Source organism: Streptomyces virginiae, from assembly GCF_040638905.1.
GTDB classification, from domain to species: Bacteria; Actinomycetota; Actinomycetes; order Streptomycetales; family Streptomycetaceae; genus Streptomyces; species Streptomyces virginiae_B.
In genome coordinates, this window is the sequence record NZ_JBEZYV010000006.1 from 189,838 (window position 1) to 208,381 (window position 18,544).

Genomic DNA, 18,544 nt, shown 5'->3' on the forward strand with positions numbered 1-18,544 from the left:
CAGGACAAGGCAGTATCACCCTGTGGCTGATCTCATCACCATCACCGACCCCGACGACCCGCGCCTGCGCGACTACACGGGCCTGACCGACGTCGAACTCCGGCGCAGGCGAGAGCCCGCGGAAGGCCTCTTCATCGCCGAGGGCGAGAAGGTCATCAGACGGGCCAAGGACGCCGGGTACGAGATGCGCTCGATGCTGCTCTCCGCCAAGTGGGTCGACGTCATGCGCGACGTCATCGACGAGCTCCCGGCACCGGTCTACGCCGTCAGCCCCGACCTTGCCGAACGCGTCACCGGTTACCACGTGCACCGGGGGGCCCTCGCCTCCATGCAGCGCAAGCCGCTGCCCACGGCCGAGGAACTCCTGGCCACGACCCGCCGCGTGGTCGTCATGGAAGCGGTCAACGACCACACCAACATCGGGGCCATCTTCCGCAGCGCCGCCGCCCTCGGCATGGACGCGGTGCTCCTGTCGCCCGACTGCGCCGACCCGCTATACCGGCGCTCGGTGAAGGTCTCCATGGGCGCGGTGTTCTCCGTGCCCTACGCCCGCCTGGAGGCCTGGCCCAAGAGCCTGGACTCGGTGCGCGAGGCCGGCTTCAAACTGCTGGCGCTGACCCCCCACGAGAAGGCGACGCCGATCGAGGTGGCCGCTCCGCAGTCCCTGGAGCGGGTCGCCCTGATGCTCGGTGCCGAGGGCGACGGCCTGTCGACGCGGGCGCTGGTCGCTGCCGACGAGTGGGTGCGCATCCCCATGGCCCACGGTGTGGACTCGCTGAACGTGGGCGCCGCCGCGGCGGTCGCCTTCTACGCGGTGGCCCAGGGCCGGTAGCCGCCCCCTGGCGCTACAGCTTCTGGGCGGCCGCGATGCCCAGCGCCACGACCAGCGTGACCACGATGAACACGATCAGGCGCTGGCGCATCAGCTTCGGGTCCGGCCGCGAGGGGCGCCGTCCCGTGCCCGTCGTCCTCGGCGCCGGGCGGCCGCCCGTGCGTCCCGCGGTCGGCCGGGAGGACGGGCCGCCGGGACTGCGCGAGTTGCGCGAGGAGGAGGGCCGCGAGTGCGGGCCGCCGGGTGCGCCGCCCTGGGCCGCCCTGGGCGCGCTGCCGCCCGTACGACGCTCCGCACGCTGCTCCGAGTGGTCCGGGGCGCCCTCGGGCAGCCGTTCCGTCCTCGCCCGCTGCGCGGGCGGGCGGCCGTCCGACAGCCCCTGAGCCTCGCGGGCCGCGATCTCTTTGAGCCGCATCGACAACTGGAGCGTGCTGGGCCGCTCCTCGGGGTCCTTGGCCAGGCAGGCCCGTACCAGGGGCGCCAGTGCGTCCGGGACGCCCTGCAGGTGCGGTTCCTCGTGCACCACGCGGTACAGCATGACCTCGGAACTGCCGTGCCCGAAGGGCGAGTCGGCGGTCGCCGCGTAGGCGAGGGTGGCGCCGAGCGCGAAGACGTCGGTGGCCGGGGTGACGGCGGCGCCCCGAACCTGCTCGGGTGCGAGAAACCCGGGGGAGCCGACGGCCGTACCCACATGGGTGAGGGTGCTCGCCCCGGTCGCCCAGGCGATGCCGAAGTCGATGATCCGCGGGCCCTTGGGGGACAGGAGGATGTTCGAGGGCTTCAGGTCCCGGTGGACGACCCCCGCCTCGTGGACGGCGACCAGCCCCTCGGAGAGCGCGGCGCCGACGGCGGCGATCTGCGCGGCCGTCAGGGGGCCCTCCTCGGCGACCCTGTCGTGCAGCGAGGGCCCGGGCACGTACTGCGTGGCGAACCACGGCCGCTCGGCCTCCAGGTCCGCGGCGACCAGGCGTGCCGTGCACCCGCCCCGGATCCGCCGGGCCGCGGACACCTCGCGGGCGAACCGCGAGCGGAACTCCTGGTCCTCGGCGAGGTCCGGCCGGATGACCTTGAGGGCGACCCGCTGCCCGCGCCGGTCCGAACCCAGGTAGACCACGCCCATGCCGCCGGCCCCGAGCCGCCGGTGCAGTCTGAACGAGCCGACGACACGCGGGTCCTCGCGCCGGAGCCGCATCATCGCCATGTCCACCCCGCTGACGGTCGTCCTGTTGACGTGGCACAGCTTACGGACCATCCGCCATGCGTGCTCAGAGGCCGCGCCCTCGTCGGGAGATTCGATCGTCAGTGCGGCACAGCACACTTGAGGGAGTCTCAGGGATCCGCGGACCCGGTCCGGCCGTGGCCGACGGGGGGCTCAAACGGCCCTTCAGGCAAGGGGATTGGCGCACCACGGCAGGCCGGCGCGCACCGGAGCGCGCGCCGGAGCCGCCGCGACCCGAGTCGATCTTGCGGATGCCCGGTCGACGGACACGCATGAACAGGGAGTGACGGAAGTGAGGGAAGTCACTACCCTCCGGTCATCCCCTCGGGGAAGACCCCGACGCAAGGGGGACGCTCTCCACCCAGGGGTGTACACGGCGGGGCCGCCGTCATCCTCCTGGAGGCCCGGCAATGGGTACGAGGGCATGAGGCCGGCGGCCGCCCGCCCGCCTAGTGTTGAAGTCAAGCGGCGGGTGATGCACTCGTCCCCCGAGGTCAAGAGCCCGCCGCTGCCAGACGACAGGGAGAGGGCCATGGCGGGCATCGCACGGCAGGGACGCAAGGCATTCGCGTTCAACAGCCATGAGTCCGGCACCCGCCACCCACTGGTGGCCGCGGCCATGGTGCTCCCCCTGGCCGCGCTGCTGCTCTTCCTCTTCGGAGGATTCGATCAGCTGGCGGCACAGGCGTCGTCCGTGGGCATGATGCCGGGGCGCTGAGCGGCGCCCCGGGCCCGGGAGAGCGGCCCGGGCCGGGACATCGGCCTGTCGTACCCCGTGGGGACGGGGGCGCGACGGACGGCAGGTGAAGGGTGCTGCCCGTACGACTGGGGAGTCGTACGGGCAGCACCCTTTTTGACGCCCGCACACCCGTGTGGAGGAACGCGAGAGCCCCGGCCGTCGAAACGGCCGGGGCTCTCCGGTGGTGCGCGATACTGGGATTGAACCAGTGACCTCTTCCGTGTCAGGGAAGCGCTCTCCCGCTGAGCTAATCGCGCGGGACCGCGGTGCGAAACCGCAGGTGGTACGTGTACTGCGTGCGCGATACTGGGATTGAACCAGTGACCTCTTCCGTGTCAGGGAAGCGCTCTCCCGCTGAGCTAATCGCGCGGGGATCCTTGCGGACCAGTGGACGATACTGGGATTGAACCAGTGACCTCTTCCGTGTCAGGGAAGCGCTCTCCCGCTGAGCTAATCGTCCTTGGAGGTGGAGACGGGATTTGAACCCGTGTAGACGGCTTTGCAGGCCGTTGCCTCGCCTCTCGGCCACTCCACCATGGAGCTGCAGGGGTTCTCGGGAAGATCCCCCACTTCGAGCGGACGACGAGACTCGAACTCGCGACATCCACCTTGGCAAGGTGGTGCTCTACCAACTGAGCTACGTCCGCAGGTCACCTTGTTCGCTCCGGGGTGTTCCCCCTTCGCTCCCTGGCGACGTGTTGAACTCTAGCGGATTCCCCGTCCAGCTCAAAAACGCGTTTCCGCAGCGTGCTGCCGCTCGATCACCACAGGTCACCCGGCCGTCACCGCACCGGCGCGGTCGCGTCGCCGGTCATAGACTCGCAGCCGTGCACGACCTGCCCCCCATGGCCCGCTTCGGCGGCCTCCTCGCGACCGACCTGCGGGATGTCACCAGTGACCCCGCCGCCCTCGACTCCACCGGCTTCTGGGCGGTGGCCGCCGACTTCGAAGGGCGCCTCGTCTGCGCGCGTTTCGGGGACGTGCGACCCGACCCCGTCCCCGATCCCGCGCCCGGTGCCTGGAGCGGTCCCGACGCCGACCGGTGGACCTCCTCGCTCGATCGCGCCGCGTACCTCGCCGGAGTACGCCGCATCCGCGAGCACATCGCGGCCGGCGAGGTCTACCAGGCGAACCTCTGCCGGGTGCTGTCGGCGCCGCTGCCCGACCCGGACCGCGCCGACGTCGACGCCCTCACCGCGCTCCTCGCCCGCGGCAACCCCGCACCCTTTGCAGGAACGATTCGCCTCGCCGCTCACGGCGTGGAGATCGCCACCGCCTCGCCCGAGCTCTTCCTGCGCCGCAACGGCCGGCGGGTCGAGTCCGGACCCATCAAGGGCACCGGCCGCACCGTCGCCGACCTCCTGCCCAAGGACCACGCCGAGAACGTGATGATCGTGGACCTCGTACGCAACGACCTCGGCCGGGTCTGCGCCACGGGCTCCGTATCCGTTCCCGAGCTGTGCGCCGTCGAGGAGCACCCCGGCCTCGTACACCTCGTCTCCACCGTGAGCGGCGAACTGGCCGACGGCACCGGCTGGCCCGAACTCCTCGACGCGACCTTCCCGCCCGGATCCGTCACGGGCGCGCCCAAGTCCTCCGCCCTGCGGATCATCGAGGCCCTGGAGACCGCCCCGCGCGGCCCCTACTGCGGAGGCATCGGCTGGGTCGACGCCGACCGCGGCGCCGGCGAGCTCGCCGTCGGCATCCGTACCTTCTGGATCGACCGGGCGGCCCCCGGCGGTCCCCGCCTGCTCTTCGGCACCGGGGCCGGCATCACCTGGGGGTCCGACCCCGACCGCGAGTGGGCCGAGACCGAGCTCAAGGCCGCCCGCCTGCTGCGGGTCGCGGCGGGCCGGGAGACCAGCGCGACCCAGGGGGCGAACGGCACCACCGGAAGGACAGCACCATGAGAATCTGGCTCGACGGAGCCCTGAGGGACGTCGACAGCGCGACGGTGTCCGTCCTGGACCACGGGCTCACCGTGGGCGACGGCGTCTTCGAGACGCTCAAGGCCGTTCGCGGCCGGCCCTTCGCGCTCACCCGCCACCTGGAACGGCTGACCCGCTCGGCCCGCGGCCTCGGCCTCCCCGACCCCGACCTCGACGAGGTGCGCCGCGCCTGCGCCGCCGTCCTGGAGGCCGAACCGGTCGAGCACGGGCGGCTGCGCCTCACCTACACCGGCGGCGTCGCCCCGCTCGGCTCCGACCGCGGCGACGCCGCGCCCACCCTGATCGCCGCCGTCGCCGCGTCCCCCCGCCGCCCGGACACCACCTCCGTCGTCACGGTTCCCTGGGTCCGCAACGAGCGCTCCGCCGTGGCCGGCCTGAAGACCACCTCGTACGCCGAGAACGTGGTCGCGCTCGCCGCCGCGTACCGGGCAGGGGCCTCCGAGGCGCTGCTGGCCAACACCGTCGGGCGGCTCTGTGAAGGCACGGGCTCCAACGTGTTCGTCGTGCTCGACGGGGAACTGCACACCCCGCCCCTGCAATCCGGCTGCCTCGCCGGCATCACCCGGGCCCTCATCGTCGACTGGGCCGGCGCCAAGGAGACCGACCTGCCCTTCGAGGTGCTCGCGGAGGCCGAGGAGGTCTTCGTGACCTCCTCGCTGCGCGACGCCCAGGCGGTCGTCCGCCTCGACGGCCGCAAACTCGGAACCGGAACGGGAACCGGTCCCGGACCCGTCACGGCCGAGGTCATGCGGATCTTCGAGGTGAAGGCCGGCGCGGACCTCGACCCGTGAGCCCCCCGATCCGTGAACACCGGTCCGCGCACACCAGTGACGTGGAGCCGCGGGGCAGGTAGAACTCCAAGTGATGACCACCACCCTGCGGCCCGCGCAGCCGCTCCAGCGAAACAGTGACGGCACCCGGCGGCAGACCTACGAGGTCCGGGTCAACAGCCGTCGGGTCGGCACGCTCGAACTGGCCACCCGGTCCGCCGCCCAGCCCTCCATCGGCGTGATCCGGGGGCTGCGGATCGAGGAGGGCGACCGCCGGCGCGGCCGCGGCACGGTCGCCGCGCTCGCCGCCGAGGAGGTGCTGCGCTCCTGGCGCTGCACCGGGATCGCGGTGTCGGTGCCCGCCGACGCCGAACCGGCGCTGCGGATGGCCGCGGCCCTGGGCTACCGGGAGACCGGCCGGATCATGGTCAAGGAACTGCCGGCGCAGCCGCCGGGCCTCCCGGCGGGCAGCGTCGGCCGGCCGATGACCCGGGCCGAGTTCGACGCCTGGCTCGAACCGGGCATCGTGGAGTACGGCCGCCGGCTCGTGGCCCCGGGCATGACCGACGAGCAGGGTGTGGCCGCCTCCCGAGCCGAACACGCCAGGATGCTGCCCGACGGCCCGGACACCCCCGGAGCGGACTTCCTCCTGCTGGAGACCCCGGCGGGGGAGACCCTGGGCACGGTGTGGATCGGGGAGTGCGAACTGCCCGGCCTCGGCGCCGTCCCGTACGTGTACGACGTCAAGGTCGCCCCCGAGCACCGCGGGCAGGGCCACGGGCGGACCCTCATGCTCCTCGCCGAGCGGACCGTCCTGGCCGCCGGAGGCTGCCGGCTGGGCCTGCACGTGGTCGAGGGCAACACCCCGGCCCGGCGGCTCTACGAGTCGCTCGGCTACCGGGACATCGCGGTGAACGCTTCCAAGGAGCTGATCTAGGGAGTGTCGCCGAAGCGGCGTCGGCCGGCCGAAGGGCGGGGCGGGCGCCCCGCCGGCCAGGCGGGACTTTGACGACGCGATCTAGGACGCGGTCAGACGGTCGACGATCTCCTCGATGCGGGCGCGCAGGCCCTCCTGGCTCTTGCCGCCGTCGATACGCTCGCCGTCGATCACGTACGTCGGGGTGCCGGTCACGCCGATCGCCTTGCCCTCGGCCTGGTCGGCGTCGACGATCAGGATGTGCCGTCCGTCGATCAGGGCGGTGTCGAACTCCTCGACGTCCAGACCCAGACCGCGGGCCACGTCCAGCAGCACGGGCTCGCCCTTCTCGGCCAGCTCCGCCGTACGGGCCAGCAGGGCCTCCGCGTAGGGCCAGCCCTGCCCCTGCTCGGCGGCCTCCTCGGCCGCCTGCGCGGCGGCGAACGCGTGCTTGTGCTTCTCCAGGGGGAAGTGGCGCAGCCGGATGTCCAGCCGGTCGCCGTAGCGGGCCCGCAGGGCGCGGACGTCGTCCAGGGCGCGGTGGCAGTCCGGGCACTGCAGTTCGCACCAGACGTCGAGGATCACGGAATCGGTCATGCGAACAGTCTCCCAGCCCCCGCCCGCCCCACCGACCGGCACCTGCGGAGGACCCCGACCCCGAGATCCCCCGGAGATCCGTACGGAAGCGGCCCAGCGCCTGGCCCGTACGGCGGCGGGCGGTGCACGATGGACGGACGGGGACAGATCGCCCCGCCACCGAGAGTCCGGAGGACCGCATGCTTGCCGAGACCATTTGCTCCGCGGTGTCCGCGGCGGGCCTGGGCATCGCCGCTGTGACCGCCTACCGCAGGCGGTTCCTGGCCGCCGCGCGGATCACGGCGTACGCGCTGGTGCCGGTCGGCCTCGTGATGACGGGTGTCGTGGAGTGGCTGACCGGCATCGTCTTCAACCCGACCGTCTGGCTCGGATTCGGGCTGCTGGGCCTGGCCTGGCTGATCCTCGCCACCACCCGGGCCGTGGAGCGGCGCCGCCCTGGCGGTGCCGGCGAGCCCGTGAAGAAGGCGAAGACCGGCCCCTCCCCGGAGGCCGTCGCCCCGGCCGCCTCCAAGCCCTCCCTGGGCAGCGCCGGCCCGACCCGGGCCCCCGCGGACGACTTCTCCGACATCGAGGCCATCCTCAAGAAGCACGGCATCTGACCCGCCCGCCGAGGCGCGCCCGCACGGATCCCACGCTCTCGGGTCTCTGTCACCGAGTGACAGTGGTCGAGTCCTCGGGCGGAAGCGGGGGCGCACGCCAGGGGCACGCGGTGCAGGTTGCGGGCGCGGCCTCGGCGCGCGGTGTCGGCGCGGAATGCACGCCGGGGGGTGAAACGGGGGCGGAGAGGGCGGTGCGTCCACGAGATCGAGCGAACTGCCGCGCGAGTGTTGGCGTGTTGAGGGGTGCGGGGCGGCGCGCTGCGCCATCATCGCCCCGACATGTTCGAGACATCGCAGAGTGACCCCGCGGTGCCCGTCGCGGTACCCGACCCTGTCGCCGACGAGCCGAGGGGCTGTCTGTTCGCGCTTTCCCAGCCACCCCTGATGATCTTCCTAGCGGTGATCGGAATCCTGTTGCTGCTCGCCGCCGTGCACGATCTCTTCCTGCTCTGACGGTCCCGCGTCGGCCTCCTTGCGGCGGGCCCGGTACGCCGCCACGTGCAGCCGGTTCCCGCAGGTCCGGCTGTCGCAGTAGCGCCGGGACCGGTTCCGCGAGAGGTCCACGAAGGCGCGCCGGCAGTCGGGGGCCTCGCAGCGGCGCAGCCGCTCCTGTTCCCCGGAGACCACGATGAAGGCCAGTGCCATGCCGCCGTCGGCCGCCAGGTGGTCGCCCACCGACGCGCCCGGCGCGAAGTAGTGCACGTGCCAGTCGTAGCCGTCGTGGTCGGTCAGCTGCGGGGTGGTGCCCGCGGTTGCCACCAGCTCGTTGATCAGCACGGACGCGGCGCGGGCGGTCGGCGCCGCGAAGACCTGGGCGAACTTCGAGCGCACGGTCCGCACACCGGCCAGATCGCGGGCGCCGAGCTCACCGACGTCGCTGATCGAGTACTCCTGGACGAAGTCGCGCAGCGCGCCGATGTCCGAGAGCCCGTCGGGCTGGTCAGATTCGGCCGCGGTGTTCACCAGCGCGACGACGACGTCGAGCGCGCGACGGGTGTCGTGTGGGATCTGCACGGTGTCTCCCTGGGGGCCGGGCCTGCGGCGACGGGCGCCGCCGATGCCGCCCGACAATAGCCGGTCCCCGCACAGCACACAGGCGCCGTCCTCGCGGGTGGCTTCCGCGGGAACAGCGCCGGGCGCAGGCGTATGTGGTTGTCCGCTCCGCACCGTCGCCCCGAGTCGGACGGTGCCGAGCGGCTGAGAGCCTGGCTCAGCTTTCGGCCAGGATGTGGGAGAGCTCCTTGTCGAGGTCGAAGTGCCGGTGCTCGGTCCCGGGTGGAACCGCGGCGTCCGTCCGCTTGAGGAACGACTCCAGGGCTCGGGCGGGTGCTTCGAGAAGCGCTTCTCCCTCCGGTGAGCTCAGGGCGATGCAGACGACGCCCTGACCGTGACTGCGGGAGGGCCAGACGCGGACGTCGCCGGTACCGGTGGGCCGGTGGAGGCCCTCCGCGAGGAGGTCGCGGGCGAACACCCATTCGACCGTCTCCTCGGCGCCGGTGTGGAAGGTGGCGTGCACGGCGTAGGGGTCGGCCGTGTCATACCGCAGGCCCGCGGGAACAGGCAGTGAGGACTCGCTCGACACAACGAGGCGCAGGTGCAGCTCGCAGCTGACCGTGGTGTTCATAAGCGCCAGGGCCTTTCGCTCAGTGTGCGCTCGGGGATTCGCACGTCGGCGAAATCGACATGCCACCTACGGTGTCGTTGTAAACCCCTCTGACCGTTTTGCGGACCTCTGGGTCCCTCGGACGGCGGATCCAAACCGCCGTTCCCGTGTGCTTCCCGCTCGGGTAGATTCGACCTATGAATACGGGGAGTGACCGCGGAACGAACGAGTCCGCTACCGGTGACGCCGCCACGGAAGCCACCGCACAGGCCGCCGGCGAGAACGGCAAGGAGGCGGCGGAGGAAAAGCCGCACGTCTCGAAGGCGCCCGCCTTCATCAAGGCCCGCAAGAGCCTGCACCTCAGCTGGCAGGTCGGAGTCTTCGTCGTCGGACTCGCGGTGATCGCCGCCGGCGTCGCCATGCTCGTCCTGCCCGGCCCCGGCTGGGTCGCGATCTTCGCGGGCCTGGCGATCTGGGCCACCGAGTTCGCCTGGGCACACCTCGTGCTGCGCTGGACCAAGCGCAAGGTCACCGAGGCCGCCCAGAAGGCGCTCGACCCGAAGGTGCGCCGCCGCAACATCATCCTGACCACCGCGGGCCTCGTCATCGCGGGCGCCCTGATCGGCTTCTACCTGTGGAAGTACGGGCTCGTCCTGCCCTGGGACCTCAAGGACCAGTGACGGTCAAAGAGCACCGCTGACATGGGGTAATGTTTGCGGTGCGTCCGGGCGATTAGCTCAGTGGGAGAGCACTTCGTTCACACCGAAGGGGTCACTGGTTCGAACCCAGTATCGCCCACCCGGACCAGAGGCCCGGAGACTTCACCGTCTCCGGGCCTCTGGCGTTCCCGCCCGGACACGACCTAGCGCAGCCGCCCGATCACGGACCGCAGCCTGCGGGCGTCGCGCAGCCGCTTCTCGTACGTCGCGCCCACCGCCAGCAGCAGCACGCCCGCCAGGGCCGGCGGCACCCAGCGCGGCAGCGCCCCCGCGACCTGCACCACGTACGGGGCCAGCTCGTGCACCGCCACCGCCGCAAGCACCGCGCCGCCCAGCAGGAGCGGGGCCTGCAGCCGCCACCGGCCGCCCGCCAGGGTCACCGCCAGCGCGGCCACCCCCAGCACCAGCGGGCGCACCCAGCCCGCGTCGCCCCAGGCCGCCAGCAGGCTCGGCAGCAGCGTCGCCGCCAGCCCCGGTCCGTACGCCGTCCAGGACGAGGCCCGCGCGTCCCGGCGCCTGCGCAGGAAGCCCACCGCGAGCGCGGACACGGTGACCGGCAGCGTGTAGGCCTCCGGGGCCGTGATCCCGGCCTCCGCCAGCCGTACCCACGTCGCCGCCGCGAACAGCGCACCCGCCGCCCAGCCCAGCACCCGCCGCTCCGGCCGCACCGCGGCCCCCGCGCAGACCACCCCGGACAGCGCCAGGACCAGCGCCAGCGTCCCGGGCCGCCCCGCGGACAGGGCCAGGGCCAGGACACCCGACACGGCCGCCGCGATCTCGGCCGGCAGCCGCACGGCCCCCAGCCGCGGCCCGAGGGCCGCCACCAGCGCCGGCACCGCGAGCACCGGCAGCGCCCACCAGACCACCGCCAGGTCCGTCACCGCGGCAGCCGCCACCAGCAGCCCCGTCGCGTAACCGACCGCGCACACGGCCGCCCCCGAGCGCACCCACCGCGCGGCGGCCCCGTACGCCGCTCCCGCCGCACAGGCCGCGCCCAGCAGGCCCCAGACCGCGAAGGTCGCCGTGCGGCCGTCCAGCGCGCCCAGGGACACGTTCACGGCCCCCGCCAGCGCACACCCGGCCGCTGCGATCCCGGCCCCCCGCCCGGAGGAGCGCAGGGCCAGGGCCCCCGCCGCGCCCGTCACCGCGAGCTGCACCGCGAACACCGCCGCCACCGGGAACCCCAGCAGCACCGGCGCCGAGAACAGGCCCGCCCAGGCCGGCACCACCGCCAGAACTCCGGGCTCCGGCCGCGCCGACACCCGCGACAGCCACCAGGCCGCCGCCGCCGTCAGCAGCAGCCCCACCGCGGGCGACGCCCCCGGACCGTACGGGTCCGCCGCCGGGGTGGTCGCGGCCCACACCTCCTCCAGCACCCGCAGCCGGGCCGCCAGCACCGGAGCCACCGCCGCGCCGGCCGCCAGCGCGCCGAGGGCGCCCACCACCGCACCGGCCGCGACCGCTCCGCGCCGCACCGCCTCCGGCAGCGCGGGCACCCGTACCGCCGCCAGCAGCGGCAGACCCACCAGCAGGTGCGCCACCACCGCCCAGCCCGGTGCGAGCTCCGGCCGGGCCACGCCGGCCACGGCCACCACGGCCGCCACGCCGCCCACCAGCGCGGCACCCCAGACCCGCGGCTCCCGCCAGGCGGCCGCCGCGCCCAGGGCCGCGCCCGCCAGCAGCAGCGCCGCCGGAGCCAGGGCCTGCACCGCCGACCCCGCCGACCACGACTGGACCGCCCCGACGAGCAGCGCCGCCGAGCCCAGCAGCGCCGCCGGGACCGCCGCCGCCCGGACCCGCAGCGCCAGCGCCGCGTCCAGCGCCGCCGTCACCAGCAGCGCCCAGCCGAGCCCCAGCGGGCCCGCCTGCCAGGCCACCGCCGCCAGCGGCAGCGGCAGCTGCGCCGCGACCACCGCCGCCGGCAGCGGTATCCGCAGCGTGCGCAGCGCCGACCCGTACCCGGCCCACACCGCCGCCAGCACCGCGGCCGCGCCGGCCGCGTACCCGGTGCCGTCCGCGTCCGGCATGCCGACCGCGTACAGGGCGTACGCGTCCAGCACCGTCAGCAGCAGCCCCACGGCGGCCACCGACTCCGCCGTCGACCGCAGCCCGCGGCGCAGCAGCACCGCGGGGGCGGCCAGCGCCGCCGCCGTCACCACGGCCAGCACCGCCGAACGCCCGGCGATCCCCATGGACCCCCAGCTGACCAGAGTGAACGCCAGCGCGGCCACGGCCAGGAGCACCGCGCCCAGGGTGAGCAGCACGTTCTGCGCGCCGGGAGCCGAAGCCTCCTTCGCCGGGCCGGCGGACCGGGCGGGCGGGGCCGGCGAACCGGACGCGGCGGGCCCCCAGGGGGCCACCGCCGCACCCGACTGCTGGAGCAGACGCAGCAGCCAGTCCCGGCGGGCCAGCAAATACAGGCGCCGGGCATCGAGTTGGGCCAGCTCACGGTCGATGAGCGCCAGCTCTTCGGCCGGCGGCAGAGGGGAGTTCATATGCGGAGTGTGGCGCCCGTCACCCGGTCGGGGCATGGGCGGGGGTACTCAAGTACGCCCTGAGTACCCCCGGGCGGGCCCGGCCGGGGAAGCGGTTTGAACCAGCCCCGAGGCTTCTGTATTGTTCAGTGCGTTCCCGGGCGATTAGCTCAGCGGGAGAGCACTTCGTTCACACCGAAGGGGTCACTGGTTCGATCCCAGTATCGCCCACCGGGTCAGGCCGGTCCGTCGACGACGGACCGGCCTTCCGCATGTCCGGGCCTCCTGCCCGGCTACGCGGCCGCCGACAGGTCCGGCCGCAGCGGCCAGTGCGGATCAACCGGCTCCGGGGTCCCCTGCCGCGCGAACCACGCCTGCAGACCGCGCGCCTGCGCCGCGTGCCACACCGCCTGCAGCGTGTGGAGTTCGGCCGGCGTCAGCCGCTCCAGCCGCGAGGCGAACCGGCGCCCCACCGCCCGTACGAGCTCCAGCGAGGCCAGCGCGTCCGCCGCCGCGTCGTGCGCGCCCTCCAGCTCGATCCCGTAGTGCGCGCACAGGTCCGTCAGCGTCCGGCGGCCCTTGCGGTACCGGTCCAGGTGCTTGTCCAGCACCCGCGGGTCCAGCACCGTCAGCGGCCGGTTGTCCAGGTATCGCGACAACGACGACGCCCGGTGCCGGCGCAACTCCCGGTCCAGCAGCGTCAGGTCGAACGGGGCGTTCATCACCACCACCGGCCGGCCCGCGATCTGCTGCTCCCCGAGCGCGCGGGCTATCTCCTCCACCACCGGCGCCGGCCAGCGCCCGTGGCGCTGCAGGTGCTCGTCGGTGAGGCCGTGCACTTCCGTCGCGCCCGCGGGCACCGGCACGCCGGGATTGACCAGCCAGCGCGTCGTGCGGACCCGGCCGCCCGCGCACTCCTGCACGATGAGCGCGGCGGACACGATCCGGTCCTGCTCCACGTCCACCCCGGTCGTCTCCGTGTCGAATGCGGCCAGCGGGCCCTCATACCAGCGGTTCATGGCGAACTCCTCGTCCCCGGTCGGCAGTTGGGGTGCAGCCGGGCGCCGCCGCCTCGGAACGTGCCGCCCCTGCCCGAATCGGTGATACCCGGGCTGTTTGTTCCGTACGCCGTTTGCCGCGACCCGGGTGCGGAGACAACCTTCATGGGAGGCCGTACACATGACCGGTCGTCACCCACCCACCACCGAAGGCAGAGCCCGGAAGGCACGGGGAGCCGGCCATGGCGCTCGCACAGCCCGAACCGGGCGGGGTGCTGGCGGGGCGGATCGAACCGCGGACCGGTACCGGTACAGGTACACCGGACGGGACGCGGGCCGTACCGCTGCGCGGCACACTCGCCACCACCGCCTGCATGGAGACCCTCCAGGTGGGATACCTGCACGCCGTCGCCGCCGCGGCCGGCTGCTCGCTGTCCCAGCCCTTCCCGGACAACGGCGTGGACTGGCACGTCAGTCACGGGGCCCCCGAGCACGTCGTCGACGACGAGGTCACCGTCAAGGTGCAGTTGAAGGCGACCTACCAGGTACCGCCCCGGCCGCCCGGCCCCACCTTCGCCTTCACCCTCGACAACGAGCACCTGGTGAAGCTGGCCCGCACCCCGGTCGCCGTCCACAAGATCCTCGTCGTGATGCTCGTCCCGCGGGAGCGCGACCAGTGGCTCGCCGCCGGACACGACCGGCTCGACCTGCGGCACTGCTGCTACTGGACCAATCTCGCCGGACACCCGGTGACCGGCCGGCGCCGGACCACCGTACGGATACCGACCGCGCGGATCTTCGACGACCGGGCACTGTGCGAGATCATGACCCGGGTCGGGTCGGGAGGGACACCCTGATGCACTGGCACCCGTCGAACCTCGAACCACTCCTGCCCCCGGACCACGCCCGCCCCGGGCACTTCCCGGCCTTCCCGCAGTCCGCCGTGCCCGATCCCGCACAGGTCGACCCGGCCGTGCTCGGCGCGCTGCTGCACCGGCACGGATGGCTGCGCCGGGGCGGGGCAGCCGGCCGGTACGGGCGCTGGACACCGCCCGGGTACGCCGGCACCAGCGTGCTCGTCCCCGAGAACCGGGCCTTCCCCGACTGCGCCGACCTCCTGGAGGAGGCGCTGACCGCGCTCTCGCGCAGCACGCTCCCGTCCGCGCGGGAGGTCCTTTACGGGCTGAGCGTGCCCAGCGACGAGATCCGCTGGGAGCGGGAGGTCCCGCCCGGGGCGTACGGCCTGGAGGGCGAGGCCGCCTGGACCGTGCAGGAGCAGTTGCGCTCGGCCGCACGGCAGTTGCTGCTCGCCGGGGCGCTCGCCGTACGGGCGAGGGCCGGCTACTACGGCGCCCGCCACCGGGCCCAGGCCGAACGGGCCCTGGACCCCGTCCTGGTGGGGCCGCAGCCGGGCGGGCGGCATCTGAGCGCGTACGTGCCGGTGGACGGCGGGCGGGGCATCGTGACGCGGCTGCACCACGCCCTGCACGCGGCCCGCGAGGCCGCGGACTACCAGCGGGCCACCGGCGGCATGGAGGCCTTCGACGCCGCCGTGGGCGCGGGGGTCAGCCGGGAGCTCGCCGAGGCGCTGATCGCGCTGGTGCGGGGCTCGGAGGGTGCCCGCGTCGGGCTGGCCTGGGCGCCGGCGGCGGGGGTTCCGGCGGGCTGCGCGGCGCGGCCCGAGCCGGTGGAGTTCTCCCCGGGCGACCTGCCGGTCCTGCGGGAGGCGGCGGCGCGCTACACCCGCGGCGAGCCGGCCGTGCCGGTGCGCGTCGCGGGGGCGGTGGTCCGGATGCGGCGCTCGGCCCCGGGCGGCGGGGGCACGGTCCGGCTGCGGGTCCTCGCCGGGGCGGAGGTCCCGTACGTACGCGCCGCGCTCGACGAGGAGGCGTACCGGGTGGCGGGCCACGCGCACCTGGTGGGCCTGCCGATCCGGATCAGCGGGCGGCTGCAGCGGCGGGGCGGCTTCCGGAGGCTCACCGATGCCAGGGACGTGAGCCCCGTACCCCTGGACGAGGTCGAGCGGGACCGCCTCATGAAGTCGCTGGACGAGTCCTTCGACCCGGCGGACGTACTGCCGTCGGACGACTGAAGGAGGCCATGGTCAGTCCCGGGGCGGGGGAGAAGTCCGCGCCGCGGACGAAGCCGAGGCCTTCGTAGAGGCGGACGGCGGGGGCGTTGGCGGCGCCCGTGGTGACGTTCACGGGGCGGCCGGGGAAGAGCTCGGCGAGGGCGTGGCGCAGCAGCAGGGAGGCGACGCCGCGGCGGAAGAAGGCCGGGGCGACGCAGAGCCGGTCGATGCCGATGCCTGCGCCCGTGCCGGTGCCGCCGTCGGGCACCTCCTCCCAGGCGAGGAAGCCCGCCAGCTCCCCGCTCTCGGAGACGGCCCCGACCCAGCGCAGGTCCTGCGCGCGCATCTCGGGGAGACTCTCGTGCAGGGCGGGGATCCCGTCGAAGCCGATGATCTCCGCCTCGACGGCGTACGCGGCCCGGCCGATCCGGTGCACGGCGCGGGCGGTGGCGTCGTCGGCCAGGTCGAGCGGGCGTATCTGGGGGCTCGGCATACGGGTCCCTCCGGGGGCTGGGGCGCCCCCACGCTACCGGTGGCCCCCGGCGGCGGCCCGCAATTTCCGCTGGCGGCGCCTGCCCGTCCGGGCCGGAGACGGCCGGGACCTCCGGACCTGCCCGGCCATGCCCCCGCTCGGGCCGAGCGGGAGCTCGCCTGGGGCGGGCCCCTTGGGTTGCGCGGGCATGCCGGTTCGGGTCGGGCGGGGGCTCGGTGCGGGGCGGTGCCCTTGCTGCGCGGGCATGGCTCGGGCTGGGCGGGTCCGTGTGGGGCGGTGCCTTGGGGCTGCGCGGGCCATGGCGGTTCGGGCAGGAGGCCGGGCTTCGGGGCGGGGTGGTGCCCCTCCGGGGTGTCTCCTCGGCTCGCGAACCCTGCGCCGGTCCGGCCCGCTGGTCGGCGGTGGGTTCGCCCGGCCTGTGGGGACTACCCCGCCCCACGGGCCGGGGCCTTGGCCACGGCTCGCGAGCACGGGTCCGGGCCGGGCCCGGGAGGAACCGTTTAGCGGCGCAGCCACTCCGCTCGGTACGATTCAGGCGCGCGGCGTTCGCTCGCGCATCCCCTGAGTCAGGAGAGACCGGTGTCAGACGTCCGTGTGATCATCCAACGCGATTCCGAGCGGGACGAGCGCGTGGTGGCCACGGGCACTACGGCGGCGGAGCTCTTCGCCGGCGAGCGCACCATCGTCGCCGCCCGCGTCGCGGGCGAGCTCAAGGACCTCGCGTACGAGGTGCAGGACGGCGAGACCGTCGAGCCGGTGGAGATCTCCTCCGAGGACGGCCTCAACATCCTGCGCCACTCGACCGCGCACGTGATGGCGCAGGCCGTGCAGGAGCTGTTCCCCGAGGCCAAGCTCGGCATCGGCCCGCCGGTCCGTGACGGCTTCTACTACGACTTCGACGTGGCCCGGCCCTTCACCCCGGAGGACCTCAAGGCCGTCGAGAAGAAGATGCAGGAGATCCAGAAGCGGGGCCAGCGCTTCTCCCGCCGCGTCGTCAGCGACGAGGCCGCCCGCGAGGAGCTCGCGGACGAGCCGTACAAGCTGGAGCTCATCGGCATCAAGGGTTCCGCGTCCACCGACGACGGTGCGAACGTCGAGGTGGGCGGCGGCGAGCTGACCATCTACGACAACCTGGACGCCAAGACCGGCGAGCTGTGCTGGAAGGACCTCTGCCGCGGTCCCCACCTGCCCACCACCCGCAACATCCCGGCGTTCAAGCTCATGCGAAACGCGGCCGCCTACTGGCGCGGCAGCGAGAAGAACCCGATGCTCCAGCGCATCTACGGCACCGCCTGGCCGTCGAAGGAGGAGCTGAAGGCCCACCTCGACTTCCTCGCCGAGGCCGAGAAGCGCGACCACCGCAAGCTCGGCAACGAGCTCGACCTCTTCTCCGTCCCGGACGAGATCGGCTCCGGCCTCGCCGTCTTCCACCCGCGCGGCGGCATCATCCGCCGCACCATGGAGGACTACTCGCGCCGCCGGCACGAGGAGGAGGGCTACGAGTTCGTCTACTCGCCGCACGCCACCAAGGGCGCCCTCTTCGAGAAGAGCGGCCACCTGGACTGGTACGCGGAGGGCATGTACCCCCCCATGCAGCTCGACGGTGGTACCGACTACTACCTCAAGCCCATGAACTGCCCGATGCACAACCTGATCTTCGACGCGCGCGGCCGCTCCTACCGCGAACTGCCGCTGCGCCTCTTCGAGTTCGGCACCGTGTACCGGTACGAGAAGTCCGGCGTCGTGCACGGCCTGACCCGGGCCCGCGGCTTCACCCAGGACGACGCGCACATCTACTGCACCCGTGAGCAGATGGCGGAGGAGCTCGACCGCACGCTCACCTTCGTGCTGAACCTGCTGCGCGACTACGGCCTGACCGACTTCTACCTGGAGCTGTCCACCAAGGACCCGGAGAAGTTCGTCGGCTCGGACGAGGTCTGGGAGGAGGCCACCTCGGTCCTCCAGCAGGTCGCCGAGAAGCAGGGCCTCCCGCTGACCCCCGACCCGGGCGGCGCGGCCTTCTACGGCCCGAAGATCTCCGTGCAGGCGCGCGACGCCATCGGCCGTACCTGGCAGATGTCGACCGTGCAGCTCGACTTCAACCTGCCGGAGCGCTTCAACCTGGAGTACACCGCCCCGGACGGCTCCCGCCAGCGCCCGGTCATGATCCACCGCGCGCTGTTCGGCTCGATCGAGCGGTTCTTCGCCGTGCTGCTGGAGCACTACGCGGGTGCCATGCCGCCGTGGCTTGCCCCGGTCCAGGCCGTCGGCATCCCGATCGGCGACGGGCACGTGGAGTACCTGCAGGAGTTCGCCGCCGAGGCGAAGAAGCAGGGCCTGCGGGTCGAGGTGGACGCCTCTTCCGACCGGATGCAGAAGAAGATCCGCAACCACCAGAAGCTCAAGGTGCCGTTCATGATCATCGTCGGTGACGAGGACATGGCGGCGGGGACGGTCTCCTTCCGTTACCGCGACGGTTCGCAGGAGAACGGCATCCCCAAGGACGAGGCGCTCGCCAAGCTGGCGAAGGTCGTCGCCGACCGCGTCCAGGTCTGATAGTGACGA

Annotated in this window: 17 protein-coding genes and 7 tRNA genes; 12 read left to right on the forward strand and 12 right to left on the reverse strand. The window is 73.4% G+C overall.

The features are described 5' to 3' along the window. Nucleotides 1–22 precede the first annotated feature (22 nt). Nucleotides 23–832: a TrmH family RNA methyltransferase gene (locus AB0F82_RS11700; protein ID WP_356814559.1), complete on the forward strand. Its 810-nt coding sequence runs from the start codon at nt 23–25 to the stop codon at nt 830–832. Nucleotides 833–845: 13 nt separating this feature from the next. Here AB0F82_RS11700 and AB0F82_RS11705 read toward each other — a convergent pair whose 3' ends face one another. Then, entirely contained in the window at nt 846–2,033 is a 1,188-nt protein-coding gene (locus tag AB0F82_RS11705) for a serine/threonine-protein kinase (RefSeq protein ID WP_436842075.1), read from the reverse strand. A 550-nt stretch (nt 2,034–2,583) separates the two neighbouring features. Here AB0F82_RS11705 and AB0F82_RS11710 point away from each other — a divergent pair. Continuing rightward, nucleotides 2,584–2,769, forward strand: a complete 186-nt coding sequence (locus AB0F82_RS11710; protein WP_030032802.1) for a hypothetical protein — start codon at nt 2,584–2,586, stop codon at nt 2,767–2,769. Nucleotides 2,770–2,972: 203 nt separating this feature from the next. Here AB0F82_RS11710 and AB0F82_RS11715 read toward each other — a convergent pair. From AB0F82_RS11715 to AB0F82_RS11735, 5 genes are all read right to left on the reverse strand, one after another. Next, nucleotides 2,973–3,047 (reverse strand) — tRNA-Val (locus AB0F82_RS11715). Nucleotides 3,048–3,087: 40 nt separating this feature from the next. Continuing rightward, nucleotides 3,088–3,159, reverse strand: a tRNA-Val gene (locus tag AB0F82_RS11720). Between the two features lie 19 nt (nt 3,160–3,178). Then, nucleotides 3,179–3,250, reverse strand: a tRNA-Val gene (locus AB0F82_RS11725). 1 nt (nt 3,251) lies between these two features. Continuing rightward, nucleotides 3,252–3,325: transfer RNA gene (locus AB0F82_RS11730), tRNA-Cys, on the reverse strand. A 39-nt stretch (nt 3,326–3,364) separates the two neighbouring features. Next, nucleotides 3,365–3,437, reverse strand: a tRNA-Gly gene (locus AB0F82_RS11735). A 180-nt stretch (nt 3,438–3,617) separates the two neighbouring features. Here AB0F82_RS11735 and AB0F82_RS11740 point away from each other — a divergent pair. The 3 genes from AB0F82_RS11740 to AB0F82_RS11750 all read left to right on the forward strand — a co-directional run bounded on the left by AB0F82_RS11740 (nt 3,618) and on the right by AB0F82_RS11750 (nt 6,446). Further along, nucleotides 3,618–4,700 carry a chorismate-binding protein gene (locus AB0F82_RS11740; protein WP_362625975.1) on the forward strand — a complete coding sequence of 361 codons (1,083 nt, stop codon included), beginning with the start codon at nt 3,618–3,620 and terminating at the stop codon, nt 4,698–4,700. Next, nucleotides 4,697–5,530, forward strand: a complete 834-nt coding sequence (locus AB0F82_RS11745) for an aminotransferase class IV (RefSeq protein WP_356814561.1) — start codon at nt 4,697–4,699, stop codon at nt 5,528–5,530. Before AB0F82_RS11740 ends, AB0F82_RS11745 begins: the two co-directional genes overlap by 4 nt. 73 nt (nt 5,531–5,603) lie before the next feature. Then, nucleotides 5,604–6,446: a GNAT family N-acetyltransferase gene (locus tag AB0F82_RS11750; RefSeq protein WP_362625979.1), complete on the forward strand. Its 843-nt coding sequence runs from the start codon at nt 5,604–5,606 to the stop codon at nt 6,444–6,446. An 81-nt stretch (nt 6,447–6,527) separates the two neighbouring features. Here AB0F82_RS11750 and AB0F82_RS11755 read toward each other — a convergent pair whose 3' ends face one another. Next, on the reverse strand, nt 6,528–7,022 hold the full coding sequence (locus tag AB0F82_RS11755; RefSeq protein ID WP_362625982.1) for a DsbA family protein: 495 nt from the start codon (nt 7,020–7,022) through the stop codon (nt 6,528–6,530). Nucleotides 7,023–7,201: 179 nt separating this feature from the next. Between AB0F82_RS11755 and AB0F82_RS11760 the strand changes: the two genes are divergently transcribed. Beyond that, the gene (locus AB0F82_RS11760) at nt 7,202–7,621 is read left to right on the forward strand and encodes a hypothetical protein (protein ID WP_362625985.1); all 420 of its coding nucleotides are present in this window, start codon (nt 7,202–7,204) and stop codon (nt 7,619–7,621) included. A gap of 393 nt (nt 7,622–8,014) precedes the next feature. Here the strand turns inward: AB0F82_RS11760 and AB0F82_RS11765 are convergent, their stop codons facing one another. Beyond that, nucleotides 8,015–8,635, reverse strand: coding sequence for a CGNR zinc finger domain-containing protein (locus AB0F82_RS11765; RefSeq protein WP_356814565.1), 621 nt, complete (start codon nt 8,633–8,635; stop codon nt 8,015–8,017). 196 nt (nt 8,636–8,831) lie between these two features. Beyond that, nucleotides 8,832–9,245, reverse strand: a complete 414-nt coding sequence (locus AB0F82_RS11770; protein ID WP_030011909.1) for an SsgA family sporulation/cell division regulator — start codon at nt 9,243–9,245, stop codon at nt 8,832–8,834. A gap of 176 nt (nt 9,246–9,421) precedes the next feature. Between AB0F82_RS11770 and AB0F82_RS11775 the strand changes: the two genes are divergently transcribed. Next, complete coding sequence (locus AB0F82_RS11775) at nt 9,422–9,904, forward strand: TIGR02611 family protein (RefSeq protein WP_362625989.1); 483 nt, start codon at nt 9,422–9,424, stop codon at nt 9,902–9,904. A 46-nt stretch (nt 9,905–9,950) separates the two neighbouring features. Next, nucleotides 9,951–10,022 (forward strand) — tRNA-Val (locus AB0F82_RS11780). Between the two features lie 64 nt (nt 10,023–10,086). On the opposite strand, the gene AB0F82_RS11785 is transcribed toward AB0F82_RS11780, so the two are convergent. Beyond that, complete coding sequence (locus AB0F82_RS11785; protein ID WP_362625991.1) at nt 10,087–12,438, reverse strand: SCO7613 C-terminal domain-containing membrane protein; 2,352 nt, start codon at nt 12,436–12,438, stop codon at nt 10,087–10,089. Nucleotides 12,439–12,576: 138 nt separating this feature from the next. On the opposite strand from AB0F82_RS11785, the gene AB0F82_RS11790 reads away from it, so the two are divergent. Next, nucleotides 12,577–12,648 (forward strand) — tRNA-Val (locus tag AB0F82_RS11790). Between the two features lie 62 nt (nt 12,649–12,710). On the opposite strand, the gene AB0F82_RS11795 is transcribed toward AB0F82_RS11790, so the two are convergent. Then, entirely contained in the window at nt 12,711–13,436 is a 726-nt protein-coding gene (locus tag AB0F82_RS11795) for a 3'-5' exonuclease (RefSeq protein WP_356813142.1), read from the reverse strand. 221 nt (nt 13,437–13,657) lie between these two features. Between AB0F82_RS11795 and AB0F82_RS11800 the strand changes: the two genes are divergently transcribed. Continuing rightward, a complete protein-coding gene (locus AB0F82_RS11800) occupies nt 13,658–14,272 on the forward strand; it encodes a DUF4365 domain-containing protein (RefSeq protein ID WP_356813143.1) in 615 nt (204 codons plus the stop codon). Further along, nucleotides 14,272–15,507, forward strand: coding sequence for a hypothetical protein (locus tag AB0F82_RS11805; RefSeq protein ID WP_362625995.1), 1,236 nt, complete (start codon nt 14,272–14,274; stop codon nt 15,505–15,507). The genes AB0F82_RS11800 and AB0F82_RS11805 overlap by 1 nt, the downstream gene beginning before the upstream one ends. Here AB0F82_RS11805 and AB0F82_RS11810 read toward each other — a convergent pair. After that, complete coding sequence (locus AB0F82_RS11810) at nt 15,449–15,979, reverse strand: GNAT family N-acetyltransferase (RefSeq protein WP_362625998.1); 531 nt, start codon at nt 15,977–15,979, stop codon at nt 15,449–15,451. The genes AB0F82_RS11805 and AB0F82_RS11810 overlap by 59 nt on opposite strands. A 579-nt stretch (nt 15,980–16,558) precedes the next feature. Between AB0F82_RS11810 and thrS the strand changes: the two genes are divergently transcribed. After that, on the forward strand, nt 16,559–18,535 hold the full coding sequence (gene thrS / locus AB0F82_RS11815) for a threonine--tRNA ligase (RefSeq protein WP_356813146.1): 1,977 nt from the start codon (nt 16,559–16,561) through the stop codon (nt 18,533–18,535). The last annotated feature ends 9 nt before the right edge of the window (nt 18,536–18,544 follow it).

Coding starts and splice junctions, on each gene's coding strand:
- AB0F82_RS11785 (WP_362625991.1), bottom strand. CDS start 12,438: ATGAACTCCCCTCTGCCGCCGGCCGAAGAGCTGGCGCTCATCGACCGT.
- AB0F82_RS11755 (WP_362625982.1), bottom strand. CDS start 7,022: ATGACCGATTCCGTGATCCTCGACGTCTGGTGCGAACTGCAGTGCCCG.
- AB0F82_RS11745 (WP_356814561.1), top strand. CDS start 4,697: ATGAGAATCTGGCTCGACGGAGCCCTGAGGGACGTCGACAGCGCGACG.
- AB0F82_RS11805 (WP_362625995.1), top strand. CDS start 14,272: ATGCACTGGCACCCGTCGAACCTCGAACCACTCCTGCCCCCGGACCAC.
- AB0F82_RS11810 (WP_362625998.1), bottom strand. CDS start 15,979: ATGCCGAGCCCCCAGATACGCCCGCTCGACCTGGCCGACGACGCCACC.
- AB0F82_RS11705 (WP_436842075.1), bottom strand. CDS start 2,033: ATGGCGATGATGCGGCTCCGGCGCGAGGACCCGCGTGTCGTCGGCTCG.
- AB0F82_RS11770 (WP_030011909.1), bottom strand. CDS start 9,245: ATGAACACCACGGTCAGCTGCGAGCTGCACCTGCGCCTCGTTGTGTCG.
- AB0F82_RS11800 (WP_356813143.1), top strand. CDS start 13,658: ATGGCGCTCGCACAGCCCGAACCGGGCGGGGTGCTGGCGGGGCGGATC.
- AB0F82_RS11750 (WP_362625979.1), top strand. CDS start 5,604: ATGACCACCACCCTGCGGCCCGCGCAGCCGCTCCAGCGAAACAGTGAC.
- AB0F82_RS11710 (WP_030032802.1), top strand. CDS start 2,584: ATGGCGGGCATCGCACGGCAGGGACGCAAGGCATTCGCGTTCAACAGC.
- AB0F82_RS11760 (WP_362625985.1), top strand. CDS start 7,202: ATGCTTGCCGAGACCATTTGCTCCGCGGTGTCCGCGGCGGGCCTGGGC.
- AB0F82_RS11775 (WP_362625989.1), top strand. CDS start 9,422: ATGAATACGGGGAGTGACCGCGGAACGAACGAGTCCGCTACCGGTGAC.
- AB0F82_RS11795 (WP_356813142.1), bottom strand. CDS start 13,436: ATGAACCGCTGGTATGAGGGCCCGCTGGCCGCATTCGACACGGAGACG.